The following is a 13,651-nucleotide window of genomic DNA, read 5'->3' as shown; positions in this document are numbered from 1 at the left end:
TTTCTATAATGAACAACCATTCTGTGAATTAATTAGTGCAGAATTTTATGAACTTGATTTTTCACCATGTGATCATGATGATGATTATGGTCATGATGATCATGATTCATGTGATAAAAATCATGAAAAAGAATTTGACAAATTACGTGAAAAAATCGTTCTTGATCTTACTTTAAAAGTATTACAAACTCAACAAGTACGAGTTGGTCGCTGCTAATTAAAAATCTTCATGCACCAAAAAGAAAGAAGAATCCTAAAAAATTCTTCTTTCTTTTTTTATTAAATTTATTCACTAAAAAGAACAACTTCAAAATGATTTCTTCTGTTCTATGTCTACTACGCTACCTATAGCAACAGTTGCTATGTCAATTTCTTCAGTACTTGATATTACTAAGTTTATAGCTTGTTCTAGTGTTATGTTTTTCTTATTCATAGCTGCTATCAGCCGTTCTATAGTTGCTACATAAAGTTTTCTTTTGCATCTACCAATCTAATAATTTATACAAATTTTTATACAAAAAAAGAAAAAAAGAAAATAGCAAAGATCGCTAGAATCCTTGCTATAACAACAATGTATAAAATCATGCATATGAATTGGACAAGTGTAAAAACAAGAAACCAAGTAAACAAAAGGATTCCGCCTTGTCCTCGCTAGCGATAATGAGACGTTATGTTAACTATACATGAATAGGGTATACAATAATATAAAGCAAATTAATTTAAGTATACTAATATCCGAATAACATTTATAATATTCTAAATACATAAATTAATAGATTATAAAAGGAGTAGATAAAATGAAAAATAAACCAGAGCCAATAGCGGCAGCCATTCAGTTTATTGACAAATATTTTCCGAACTGTCAGGGAGCTATATTAGCTGGTAGTGTAGTTCGTGGACAAGCAACTGAAACGTCAGATTTGGATATTGTGATTTTTGATGAAAGCTTATCTTCTTCTTATCGTCAATCTCTGATTGAATTTGGGTGGAATATTGAACTATTTGCACATAATTTAACGTCTTATCGCTTCTTTTTTGAAAGTGATTGTAAAGAAGCTAGACCTTGTATGCCGAGAATGGTAAGCGAAGGAAAGATTTTAAAAGACACAGGTGTTTTAAAAGAAATAAGAAAAGAAGCTAAAGACTTATTAGAACAAGGACCAAAAGAGTGGTCAAAAGAAACCATTGATATGAAGCGATATTTTATTACGGATGCGTTAGATGATTTAATTGGTTGCAAAGATAGGGGAGAAGGAATTTTTATTGCGAATAAACTCGGTGAGTTAGTAAGTGAGTTCATTCTTCGTAGTAATTGTAAATGGATTGGTTCATCAAAATGGGTTGTTCGTTCATTAGTTCATCATGATAAGGAACTTGCAAACGAATTTGTAGAAGCATTTGATACATTTTATAAAACAAATGACAATGATAAGATTGTTAGTTTAATTGATAAGGTGCTTAAACCTTTTGGTGGGCGATTATTTGAAGGTTTTTCTTTAGGGAAAAAGTAAATCTTATTGTACTAACGAGAGCTTTAGTTGAATGTAACTTCCGAGAACGATAATTATGTAAATGAGCTGTCCAAATGGATGGCTTATTTTATTTTTTGCTTAGCGTGGTTTTTTTCCAAAATGCTGGCGGTACCCCATCGCCATCAAGTTAAAAATAAAAAGAACCCCCAAGACGATAAAAATGAATCTTGTTGCTATAAAAGCCAAAAAAATTTCGTTCTAGGGGCATTATAAATATTAACTTGATAGCGATGTGGCGGTACCCCTCTTTTTATGTGGATTTAAATTAGGAATTAGATTAAAATAATTATAGATAGAATTTTCAGATTTTTAAAAAGGAGGTTGGTGTGGTGGTTTTGAAATTAAAGTTCGGGAAACAAATTAATTTCTTAGCGATATTTTTTACTTTATTTACATTTTTCGGATATATAGGTAGTACATTTTTTTTAGCCCGATACATGGGTCCATTTTCGATAAATGCAGTTAAAGTATCGATGTGGATAGCTATTATTCTCACTATTATAGGTTTTAGGCAAGAAAAGAGCTCATGGGCTGTAATCATAATGGGTGTTTGTTTTACGATATTGTTTAGTTTATATTTTTTTCTATTTTTAGATTTTATTGCAGATCCTAGATCATAAGAAAAAAGAACGAACTGATTAACGCTCGTTCTTTTTTATAATTATGCAGCTAGAATTTTTTGGTTTTTTAAAGAGGTGAAGGTGATAATCTCTTTATGGTCTTGGATTACATACATCATTTCAATATTTCCTTTATCGTAAGATAATACAAAGACGTTCATTGTTTTTGGGGATGCGTAATTCCAGCTTTCAGCGATTTCAACCCTATATCTGGAAGGGTTTATATTGTATTTTTTATTAGCTTGATAGCGCCACATCGCTATCAAGCTAATAAAAAGAAATACCCTCAAAATGAATAAAATACGTTATTCTTTCTGTAGAATCATAGGAAAGGATGGCGTTTTTTGTATGTCTATTTCTGTATCTGATGAACTACAACTATTTGCACAGGAGATTCAGAGTCTTTTATCCCCAAATACCTTACAGAATCTAGCTAGAGATGTTGGGTTTGTACAGCGAACAAGTAAATACCAAGCAAAAGATTTAGTAGCTTTATGTGTATGGGTGAGCCAAAATGTAGCTACGACTTCTTTAACTCAGTTATCTAGCTGTTTAGAAGCATCAACAGCAGTACTCATCAGTCCTGAGGGACTGAATCAACGATTTAATTAGGAGGCCGTCCAACTTTTACAACACCTACTAGCCGAACTACTAAGCAAAAAATTGGCCGCATCTATGCCGATTTCTTCTCCATACACTTCTGTTTTCAAGCGTATTCGCATTTTAGATTCAACTGCATTTCAACTCCCGGATGTATTTTCATTGGTTTATCCAGGCGCAGGAGGATACAGCTATACAGCTGGGATAAAAATTCAACTTGAGTATGATTTGTTAAGTGGACAGTTCCTACATATTCATACAGGTTCAGGTAAACAACATGATCGTACTTACGGCTCTCTGTGTGCCCCAACTGTGACAGCAAATGGTTTATGCATCCGAGATTTAGGTTATTTTCATTTAAAAGACCTTTAATATATACAAGATAAAGAGGCCTACTATATCTTTCGTATCAAGTCGAATACACGTATTTATCAAAAAAATCCTAATCCTGATTATTTTCAAGACGGGAGAATTAAGAAAGGTACAGAGTATATACAGATAGATATGGAGACGTTAATGAACTCCCTTCAGCCAGGACAAACATGTGAAATAGCTGATGTTTATGTAGGAATGATTGATAAAGTGCCAGCTCGCCCAAAGAATTGGAGTAATATTGCTGGCCATGTCCCTAATTACATTTTCAAACTCTGTAAAAAAGTTTTCTATCTACTTTTTAGCTTCATCACTCATTTCAATGATATGAGTCCAATATTTTTTTGTAATCGGATCATATTCTACCCTAACTGTGACATTCTTTTGAGCATCTGTGTTTACATATCCTTCAATCGTTAGGGCATGAATTGCATTTGATGATCTATTTTCTTTTTTATAGGAACTCGTATGCTTGTCAAAGAATTGTTCAACAATTGTTAAATCAAAGTTATACTCATTTTTCATATACTGAATCGCTTTCGATTCAGTAAGATTACGGATATTCATTTCTTCCTCTGGTGTAAGAGCCAACTGCTTTTCTAATTCTACAGCATGTTGGTTATCTTTAGATAGATTTAGAACACCTGTATTTTCTTCTGAATTATAATCTACCAGCCACTTTTTATCTTTGTAGTACGCTTCGACAGAGGATTTGCATGAAAATCCGCTCTTTCCTTCATTTTGTGCATCACAGCTAACTAACTCAAAATGAATATTTATTTTGGAATATTCCGGACTTCCTGTACCTTCATTCGCTTGCACCCTACTTGCCTTTGTCACATATGTAATCTTTATTGGACCATTAGTTTTTTCAACCTCATGTTTTACTTTTTCTTCAATACGTTGTTCCTGAACCTGTTTCGCGAAAATGTAGTTCTCCTCATACAAATGATACATTGCTAAAGGAACAAATAAAGCAAGCCCTAAAACGAAACAAGAAAGTGCATAATAAGCCAACATTCGCTCTGTAGTATATATACGGAAACAGGAAAGTACAACAAGAATATATACTAAAGGCAAAGCGATATAAAAAATAGGTACTGAAAAGTAAAATGTAAAGGCTGTAATTAGAAAAATCCCCCGAGTAACTCGATATATCGCGGAATACCTATACTGTATGCTGCTAAAATCAAAAACCAAATGTAACTTGTTGATACAAGAAAAGCAATTCTATAATACTTCTTACTTTTTAAGTTTTTCTCTTCCATTTCCCCACCATCTTTGCAAAATTGAAACTGTGCTATCCGTTACAACTTAAAACAAACTCTTTCTTACATTCAGTTTCTCAAATGAATGTGAGAAATACAAGAACAAACTCCATTCATTAGCTTGGTTTCATAACTCATGTGAAAATGATATGATTGCATTGTAAATATTATCTAATTACTAAAATATATTACAAGGAAATCACAAAAAGGAGGAGAAATCATGGGTTTTTTCAGTAGATTTTTTAAAAATTTGGAACAAGTAAATAATAAAGAGGCCACTATCCATGAATTAGATGAAGAATTGTATATTGAATCCCCACTAGAAGAAGCCAATAGCTATTGGGTCTCAATGGCACAAAATTTACTTATTAATACTGTAAAAGCCGCTGGAAATAATGTGGAGCGTGCTTTTTTATTGCTTAATATGAAAAAGGGAGAGGCTTCACTTGATATTTTTTATCAAATAAACGGACAATTGTATTTTTGGGATCAAATGGAAAATCAGGAAATGAAAAATAGAATTAAAAATGAGTTATTACCACAAGCTTCGGAAGTTTCAGATGCTGTAAACCAACACTTTATCGAAGCAGATCATCCTACAATTTCGTTTGCAGAATTACAATTTGAATGGGAAACAAAAGCTTGGTTTTCACACATTATCTGGGAAGATGACCCAGCCTCTCAATTACCAAAGGCTCAAATATTAAACGAATGGTATAGCCTAATTAACAAGGAAATACACGGTAAACCACTTGATAGCGATATAAAATTTTCTTGGTATCCATCAAACTCTTAATAATCTAACAGTATCTAAAATAGGGGACATTGTTCCGATTATTTTAAATATAGTTAGTTAATAACCTTAAAAAAATAGAGACTACTTATAATAGAAAAATTCAATTTAAAGGAGGTATTAAATGAAATGGCTATTAAAAACCTTAAAACCAATGAAAATTCCGAATTGGAAGGAGAGGCCTATTTCGAATTATTTGATCAAAATATTCTGGTATACATAGACCAAGATGCAGATATCGAATACGCAGAGCTATGTATAACATACTTAAATTCTTTAAGTGAAGAACTGATAAATAAACTTTGTAAAGCATCTATTAGATACTGTAATGAATTTCTTGATGATATAGGTGAAGATATTATAGAATTTTCTAAACTGACAGATGTTCTACCTCATATTACACCAAATACTATATGTATTCCGAATCCTAAAAATAAATCTGAACCTGTCATTGATTTAGAATTAAATTGCACGTGGGAAGAGGAACATGGTATGGAATGGATCATTCGCAGTGGGAAAGTTATGTATGTTGGAGCATTTAATGGAATAAATCCATATGGGGATTGTGATATCGGAAAAGATTGGAATTATGCTTAATGTATGATTTCATAATAAATGTTGCTTACATCTATGACCATAATTGATTCATGTTCATTACTCAATTTATATACCACCTTTAACATATCAGGCTTATATTTTATCATTATTTTACAAGATATCACTTATTCCTGGCCTCTTGTATACTTCACTGGCAGAATAAACAATTTCGTCCGTCATAGCGTTCCCCCCCCTCCTAGTGACAGTATTCCATGACGGTTAAAAAATTCCTGCAAAGAAAAAATCCCCTGATTAGGGCTTCTTATTCTGTTTTTTAGAGCTGACATTAAATCACATTTTATTAAATCTTTATATTAAGTTATAAATATTATAACGAAAAATAACAAATAACGACATGTTTTTTAGAAATGTTGTTATTTGTTGTTTATTTGTCTGTTATTTGTTGTTTTTTGTCATGGAGAAATATGTAATTATGCATATCTAAATAAAGGGGATCGATATGCAGAGTATGATTAAATTATATTAAACAAAATTCAAATTATATTAGCTATTTTTTATATAGTTAAAATAACTCCTTTTTAACTAAGTATATCAAGTTGTAACTGCTATAATTACTTAAATTATATTAAAAAATCATTTTATAAGTATAACATTTTCATTCACATTAATACTCGATAGTCGAATTATTGAATATAATCGACAAAATTCTACTATTTACGTATTAAAAAATTGATGTTTTAATAAAGGTGCAATTGGTATGACCACTCGAGGGGGAGAAGATTGCAATAATAAATGTATACTAAAGTTGCAAGTAACATTATGTCGAAATTAATTATTGGAATATTCATTCATTTATAAAAGGGTCTAGAATCTCAAAAGTATCACATTTGAAAAAAAGTGTTTTAAGTTTCTACATAGCAAAAATGATTTTATTCCGTAATAAAAGTATAAGCAATGTACAGTATAATTTCATCTTTTGTAATCTTGTAGGGCCTTGCCGACAAAACTAGGAGAGATATTATGAAATTATTATCAAAAAGGTCATGGCAGGGTTAGCTTTAGGAACAATGAGTTTATCTATCTGGGATCCTGTAAGTCAAGCAGCAACTCCAGAGAAAAATCAATATTATACTATTCATTTGACAGCTAATTCAAATATAGGCGATGAACTTTTATTGTTTACTTGTGAAAAACATAGTATTTAAATGAGGGGGAAGTAAGGTCCTTACATTCTATAAAAAGTAAATAATAACGAGGGTTTAACACTCTCTATCCGAAAGAATTCTCCTTCCTCAAGTATGTGCAAGAAAAGAGCCTAGCGTTAGGTCGTTCAGGATGTATGTATAAGATTATAAACAGACAATAGTGAAGGGGTGTACGGAATGAAAAATAAAATAATGACAGGATTTTTAATGACATCAATTGTAACTGGGTCGACTATTCCTATCAATACTCTCGCAACACCAATCGTTCAAGCAGAAACTCAACAGGAAAGCATGGATATTTCCTCATCATTACGAAAATTAGGTGCACAATCTAAATTAATCCAAACATATATTGATCAAAGTTTAATGAGCCCTAATGTACAACTTGAGGAAGTTCCAGCATTAAATACAAATCAATCCCTAATCAAGCAAGATATGAAAGAATGGTCATCAGAACTTTATCCAAATTTAATTCTATTAAATTCAAAAAGTAAAGGATTTGTAACTAAATTTAATAACTATTATCCAGCATTAAAAGAGTTTGTAGACAATAAAGAAGATAAAGAAGGGTTTTTGGATAGACTTGAAGTTCTTCAAGTTATGACTATGACGAACCAAGAAAACGTACAAAGACAGATTAATGAATTAACAGATTTTAAATTACAGCTTGATAGAAAACTTCAAGATCTCGATACTGATGTGACAAAAGCGCAGGGTGTACTAAGTTCAGATGGAACAGGGAAAATAGATCAGCTAAAAAATGAATTACAAAATACCCAAAAATCAATTCAAAATGATTTACAACAAATAGCATTATTACCAGGGGCTTTAAATGAACAAGGGTTTGTTATTTTCAAAGAAGTCTATAACCTTTCAAAAGATATCATTGAACCTGCTGCTCAAACAGCAGTAGCAGCGTATAACAAAGGCAAAGAAATTAACAACTCTATTTTAGAAGCAGAGAAAAAAGCAGAGCAAGAAGCGAAAGAAAAGGGTAAATCTGCTCTAGAGATTGAAGCTGCAAAAAAAGAAGCCCGTGAAGCAATTGAGAAAAGCAAACAAGCTGAAATAGCTGCAGCCGCAGTTGCCCAAACAAAAGAGTATGACCTTACGAAAGTTATTGACCCTGAAAAAATTAAGAAAACATATAGTGCTTTCGCTGAAGTAAATAAACTAACAGCAGAACAGCGAGCACATTTAGCAGATTTAGAGACACAAAACCAAAAATTTTATGATTTAACAAAGAACCTAAAAATAGCAGATTTACAAAAATCAATGCTTCTTATTATGCAAAATGATTTACATACATTTGCAAATCAAGTAGATGTAGAACTTGACCTACTAAAACGCTATAAAGAAGATTTGGATCTAATAAAAAATAGCATTACAAAATTATCTACTAATATTGATACAACTAACCAGCAGTCTCAAAAAGATACATTAAGACAATTAAAAAATGTAATAAGTTACCTTGAAGAACAAGTCTATAAATTTTAATATTATGTTTTCTAAAAATCTAACGAAAGAATGAGAAGGAGAATAGTTATGAAAAAATTCCCATTTAAAGTGTTGACTTTAGCAACTCTGGCAACGGTTATAACTGCTACTACCGGTAACACTATTCATGCATTTGCACAAGAAACGACCGCTCAAGAACAAAAAGTAGTGAATTATGCATTAGGGCCTGAAGGACTGAAGAAAGCATTAGCTGAAACAGGATCTCATATTCTTGTAATGGATTTGTACGCAAAAACAATGATTAAACAACCGAATGTAAATTTATCTGATATCGATTTAGGTTCAGGAGGTGGAGAGTTACTCAAAAATATTCACCTTAATCAAGAGCTGTCGCGAATCAATGCGAATTATTGGTTAGATACAGCAAAGCCACAGATTCAAAAAACAGCACGTAATATTGTAAATTACGATGAACAATTTCAAAATTATTACGACACATTAGTAGATACTGTACAAAAGAGAGATAAGGCAGGCCTAAAAGAGGGCATAAATGATTTAATCACTACAATTAATACAAATTCAAAAGAAGTTACAGATGTAATTAAGATGTTACAGGACTTCAAAACAAAACTATATACAAATTCTACAGATTTTAAAAATAATGTTGGTGGCCCGGATGGGAAAGGTGGATTAACGGCAATATTAGCGGGACAACAAGCACTGATTCCACAACTTCAAGCTGAAATTGAGAAGCTACATTCTACTCAGAAAGAACATTTCGACAATGTATTAGCATGGTCAATTGGCGGTGGATTAGGAGCAGCCATTTTAGTTATTGGAGCTATTGCAGGAGCGGTAGTAATTGTTGTGACTGGCGGTACAGCAACACCGGCTGTTGTTGGTGGCCTTTCGGCTCTTGGTGCAGCTGGAATCGGTTTAGGAACAGCAGCTGGTGTCACGGCGTCTAATCATATGAACTCCTATAACGAAATCTCTAAAAAAATCGGAGAATTAGGTACGAAAGCTGATCGTGCTAACCAAGCAGTTATTTCGCTTACTAACGCGAAAGACACATTAGCATATCTGTATCAAACAGTGGATCAAGCGATACTGTCTCTAACAAATATTCAAAAGCAATGGAATACAATGGGGGCCAACTATACAGTTTTACTTGATAATATCGACTCCATGCAAGAACATAAATTCTCTTTAATACCGGATGATTTAAAAGCTGCTAAACAAAATTGGAATGATATTCATAAAGATGCAGAATTCATTTCAAAAGACATTGCTTTCAAACAAGAATAGAACTTCAAATTAAAACCTATATTGGAGGAATATGAAATGATGAATAAAATCCCTTATAAACTACTCGCTGTATCGACGTTTTTAACGTTGACAACAACATCTGTGGTCTCACCAGTAGCAACTTTTGCAAGTGAAATTGAACAAACTAACAATGGAGATACGGCTCTTTCTGCAAATGAAGCGAGGATGAAAGAAACCTTGCAAAAGGCCGGGTTATTTGCAAAATCTATGAATGCCTATTCTTATATGTTAATTAAAAATCCAGATGTCAACTTTGAAGGAATTACCATTAATGGATATGTGGATTTACCTGGTAGAATTGTACAAGATCAAAAGAATGCAAGAGCACATGCTGTTACGTGGGATACAAAAGTAAAAAAACAGCTTTTAGATACATTGACGGGTATTATTGAATACGATACAACATTTGACAATTATTACGAAACAATGGTAGATGCAATTAATACAGGGGATGGAGATACTTTAAAAGAAGGAATTACAGATTTACGAGGTGAAATTCAACAAAATCAAAAGGTTGCACAACAATTAATAGAAGAATTAACTAAATTAAGAGACTCTATTGGACAAGATGTTAGAGCATTTGGAAGTAATAAAGATCTCTTGCAGTCGATTTTAAAAAACCAAGGTGCAGATGTTGAGGCCGATCAAAAGCGTCTAGATGAAGTTTTAGGATCAGTAAACTATTATAAACAATTAGAATCTGATGGGTTTAATGTAATGAAGGGTGCCATTTTGGGCCTACCGATAATCGGCGGTATCATAGTAGGTGTAGCAAGAGATAATTTAGGTCAGTTAGAGCCTTTATTAGCAGAATTACGTCAGACAGTAGATTATAAACTAACATTAAATCGTGTAGTTGGAGTTGCTTACAATAATATTAGTGAAATGCATAAGGCGCTTGATGATGCTATTAATGCTCTTACATATATGTCCACGCAATGGCATGATTTAGATTCTCAATATTCGGGAGTACTGGGGCATATTGAAAATGCAGCTCAAAAAGCGGATCAAAATAAATTTAAATTCTTAAAACCTAACTTGAATGCAGCGAAAGACAGTTGGAAAACATTACGAACAGATGCTGTCACATTAAAAGAAGGGATAAAAGAATTAAAAGTGGAACCTGTTACTCCACAAAAATAGGGAAATATTAATTCTGTTGCAAAGTGACCCAAAACATAGAGAGTCTATGATTACACTGTTAAACAGTAATGCAACAATTAATAAATCCTTATACACCAGAAAGGCGGAGTCTCATTAAAGACTTCGCCTTTCACATATATATAAGCTTCATCCAAATAGCCGTGCAGTTTTACTTGTTTTTTTAACTTAGCAACAGAACCGATTAATTGGGGACAGATTATAAAGATTTGCTTGATAATATCGACTCTATGTAACAACCTAGATCCTCTTTAATACTTGATGATTTAAATGCTGATAAAGAAAGTTAAAATGATACTCATTAAAGATGTAGAACTCATTTCGAAAGACATCGCTTTTAAAGAAGAATAGAACTTGAAATCAAACCCTATATAGGAGACATATGAAATGATGAAAAAAATCCCTTACAAAATACTCGCTGTATCAACGTTTTTAACTATGACAACTACTTATGCAGTCACACCAGTAGCAGCTTTTGCAAGTGAAATTGAACAAACTAACAATGGAGATATGTCTCTTTCAGCAAATGAAGAACAGATGAAAAAAACTTTGCAAGATGCTGTTTTATTTTTGAAATCTATGAATGAATATTCTTATTTATTAATCAATAATCCTGATGTGAGTTTTGAAGGAATTACTATTAATGGCTATGAAGATTTACCTAGTAAAATTGTACAAGATCAAAAGAAAGCAAGAGCGCATGCAGTTACATGGGATACGCAAGTAAAAAAGCAGCTTTTAGATACATTGACAGGCATTATTGAATACGATAAAAAATTTGAAAATCATTATGAAACATTAGTAAAGGCGATCAATACTGGGAATGGAGATACTTTAAAAAAAGGGATTACAGATTTACGGGGGAAAATTCAACAAAATCAAAAGTCTGCAAAAGCATTAATAGAAGAATTAACTAATTTAAATGAAAATATTGGACAAGATGTTAGAGCATTTGGAAGTAATAAAGATCTCTTGCAGTCTATTTTAAAAAGCCAAGGAGCTGCGGTTGAGGATGATCAAAAGCGCCTAGAGGACCTTTTAGGGCAAGTAAACTATCAGAAAGATATAGAATCTAAGGGATTGGACATGGTGAAAATCCCCTTTCTTCCCACATTGATTGCTGGTGGTATAATGATAGGTGATGCAAGAGGTAAGTTAAGCTGGCTAGAGCCGGAATTAGCAAAATTACGTCAGAATGTAGATTATAAAATAACATTAAATCGTGTGGTTGGAGTTGCGTTTCATAATATTAGTGATATGCATAGTGCGATTGATAATGCTATTACTGCTCTTACTTATATGTCCACGCAATGGGATGATTTAGACTCTCAATATGCGGGAGTACTGAGACATATTGATACAGCCGATCAAAAAGCTGATCAAAATAGATATAAATTCTTAATCCCTAACTTGAATGCAGCGAAAGACAGTTGGAAAACATTAAGAACAGATGTTGTCACATTACAAGAAGGGATAAAAATTGCAGAGAAAAAAGAACAGGATTTTATAAAACAGCTTCGTCCATCAAACGTTTTCTACTTTTATAAAAAAATTCATAACGCATATACATTTGAAATAAAGACTGGAACAAATGCACCAAATGCGTCTTATAAAGTTATGAATTTAACTAAAAACACTGTTCATAATATGTGGAGTGGAGGACCAAATACAAATATGTGGGCTGACTGGCTTTCATTCAATCCAAAAGATGAATTTGCTGTGGTAGCAGTAGTAGATGGGAAAGAATATGTTGTATATAAAGACAAAATAGAAAATATAATGAACTAAACCCGAAAAGTTAGACAGAAAAATTATGCAGCAATTGGAGATGATACACTAAACTAGGCACTAAGTTAAGTGGGAAAGATGATTCAGAGAGTTTTGTTGCAAAGTTTTTTAATAGATAAAAAGTTGGTATGATTACAGATGGATTTTATGCAATCTTTAGTGATTGTTGTAATTCATTATACGTCAAAAAAACGAAGTTTGGTTGTTGCAAACTTCGTTTTCGTTTATATCTTTCTATTGTTTTAAAAATTCTCCCATTATTTCCATTATGTCCTCTGCATCGCTTACTTTATCTTTTGAAAAGCGCCATTTCATACGTTTTGCACGAGCATTCAATATTTCCTTATCCATATGAATTTCTATTTCGGCTATAACATTTCTATAAAGGTAAAATTCTTCATTATCATTTTCTAGGTAGTTAAATAATGACTTTAGAGCTGAAAACATTCGTATAACTGCCTTTGTTTTATTCACTTGTCTCTTTAAATAGATTTTAAACCTATTTATTTGTTTAAGAGGAGGGTGTTCCAATGCTTCAATTGGCTCTTTTGTGTATTTTCGTTACAACTTCTCCATCTGCGACAGCAAGACGAGATTAACCATTTTAAATAAATATATAACAGAAGATAATAAAAAATTCACTGCGCAATAAACCTCATTTTTCGATTGTCGACTGTTCAAGTTTACATACGAGACAACGGTTGATAAAACGAGCTTGGTATTGATTTTTGACTTCTCCTAAATACCGTCTTCTATGTTGAGGGCATCCCTGAAAAATTGTACGAAATAAAAGTGACCAAGTACATGAATGGTAGCTGGATAAATAGCTCGAACTATCAATTTAAATATTCTGAATTTTAAAATAATATTATTTCAATTTTATTTATATACAGTTTATGTAAAATAAGAATCGACTCCTCTTTAAAATTTTCCTTCTAAAAAGATTTGACGAGGTTTTTACATTTGA

At 32.3% G+C, this 13,651-nt stretch carries 11 protein-coding genes and 4 pseudogenes; 11 read left to right on the top strand and 4 right to left on the bottom strand.

Going from position 1 to position 13,651, the window contains the following annotated elements; all coding sequences use genetic code 11:
• From MR065_RS23655 to MR065_RS23640, 4 genes and pseudogenes are all read left to right on the top strand, one after another.
• Positions 1–217, top strand: a pseudogene (locus MR065_RS23655) (CsxC family protein); the annotation flags it as partial.
• A gap of 580 nt (positions 218–797) precedes the next feature.
• Positions 798–1,511, top strand: a complete 714-nt coding sequence (locus MR065_RS23650) for a nucleotidyltransferase domain-containing protein (protein WP_242215268.1) — start codon at positions 798–800, stop codon at positions 1,509–1,511.
• Between the two features lie 350 nt (positions 1,512–1,861).
• A complete protein-coding gene (locus MR065_RS23645) occupies positions 1,862–2,152 on the top strand; it encodes a hypothetical protein (RefSeq protein WP_088059657.1) in 291 nt (96 codons plus the stop codon).
• Between the two features lie 348 nt (positions 2,153–2,500).
• A pseudogene (locus MR065_RS23640) lies at positions 2,501–3,346 on the top strand (IS4 family transposase); the annotation flags it as partial.
• A gap of 72 nt (positions 3,347–3,418) precedes the next feature.
• Here the strand turns inward: MR065_RS23640 and MR065_RS23635 are convergent.
• Both MR065_RS23635 and MR065_RS23630 read right to left on the bottom strand, forming a co-directional pair.
• A complete protein-coding gene (locus MR065_RS23635; RefSeq protein ID WP_242215267.1) occupies positions 3,419–4,144 on the bottom strand; it encodes a hypothetical protein in 726 nt (241 codons plus the stop codon).
• 107 nt (positions 4,145–4,251) lie between these two features.
• Positions 4,252–4,392 (bottom strand): hypothetical protein, encoded by a 141-nt coding sequence (locus MR065_RS23630; protein ID WP_242215266.1) that lies wholly within the window; start codon positions 4,390–4,392, stop codon positions 4,252–4,254.
• Between the two features lie 220 nt (positions 4,393–4,612).
• On the opposite strand from MR065_RS23630, the gene MR065_RS23625 reads away from it, so the two are divergent.
• The 7 genes from MR065_RS23625 (at position 4,613) to hblB (ending at position 12,684) form a co-directional block, all read left to right on the top strand.
• Complete coding sequence (locus tag MR065_RS23625; protein ID WP_242215265.1) at positions 4,613–5,188, top strand: hypothetical protein; 576 nt, start codon at positions 4,613–4,615, stop codon at positions 5,186–5,188.
• Positions 5,189–5,314: 126 nt separating this feature from the next.
• A complete protein-coding gene (locus MR065_RS23620) occupies positions 5,315–5,782 on the top strand; it encodes a DUF6985 domain-containing protein (protein WP_242215264.1) in 468 nt (155 codons plus the stop codon).
• A gap of 1,004 nt (positions 5,783–6,786) precedes the next feature.
• Positions 6,787–6,948, top strand: a complete 162-nt coding sequence (locus MR065_RS23615; RefSeq protein WP_242215270.1) for a hypothetical protein — start codon at positions 6,787–6,789, stop codon at positions 6,946–6,948.
• A 177-nt stretch (positions 6,949–7,125) separates the two neighbouring features.
• Positions 7,126–8,445: a hemolysin BL lytic component L2 gene (gene hblC, locus MR065_RS23610; RefSeq protein WP_242215263.1), complete on the top strand. Its 1,320-nt coding sequence runs from the start codon at positions 7,126–7,128 to the stop codon at positions 8,443–8,445.
• A 48-nt stretch (positions 8,446–8,493) separates the two neighbouring features.
• Positions 8,494–9,714 carry a hemolysin BL lytic component L1 gene (gene hblD / locus MR065_RS23605; protein ID WP_242215262.1) on the top strand — a complete coding sequence of 407 codons (1,221 nt, stop codon included), beginning with the start codon at positions 8,494–8,496 and terminating at the stop codon, positions 9,712–9,714.
• Between the two features lie 36 nt (positions 9,715–9,750).
• Positions 9,751–10,878 carry a hemolysin BL binding component B gene (hblA, locus tag MR065_RS23600; RefSeq protein WP_242215261.1) on the top strand — a complete coding sequence of 376 codons (1,128 nt, stop codon included), beginning with the start codon at positions 9,751–9,753 and terminating at the stop codon, positions 10,876–10,878.
• 405 nt (positions 10,879–11,283) lie between these two features.
• A complete protein-coding gene (hblB, locus tag MR065_RS23595; protein WP_242215260.1) occupies positions 11,284–12,684 on the top strand; it encodes a hemolysin BL regulatory component HblB in 1,401 nt (466 codons plus the stop codon).
• 145 nt (positions 12,685–12,829) lie between these two features.
• Here the strand turns inward: hblB and MR065_RS27810 are convergent.
• Together MR065_RS27810 and MR065_RS27805 are read right to left on the bottom strand one after the other, a co-directional pair.
• Positions 12,830–12,913, bottom strand: a pseudogene (locus MR065_RS27810) (IS6 family transposase); the annotation flags it as partial.
• Between the two features lie 83 nt (positions 12,914–12,996).
• Positions 12,997–13,279, bottom strand: a pseudogene (locus MR065_RS27805) (tyrosine recombinase XerS); the annotation flags it as partial.
• Between the last annotated feature and the right edge of the window lie 372 nt (positions 13,280–13,651).

The sequence above is a fragment of the Bacillus cereus group sp. BfR-BA-01383 genome (genome assembly GCF_022663495.1).
In the GTDB taxonomy this organism is placed as follows: domain Bacteria; phylum Bacillota; class Bacilli; order Bacillales; family Bacillaceae_G; genus Bacillus_A; species Bacillus_A cereus_AU.
Note: the sequence above shows the minus strand (reverse complement) of the source record. Positions and strands in the feature narration are given on the sequence as shown.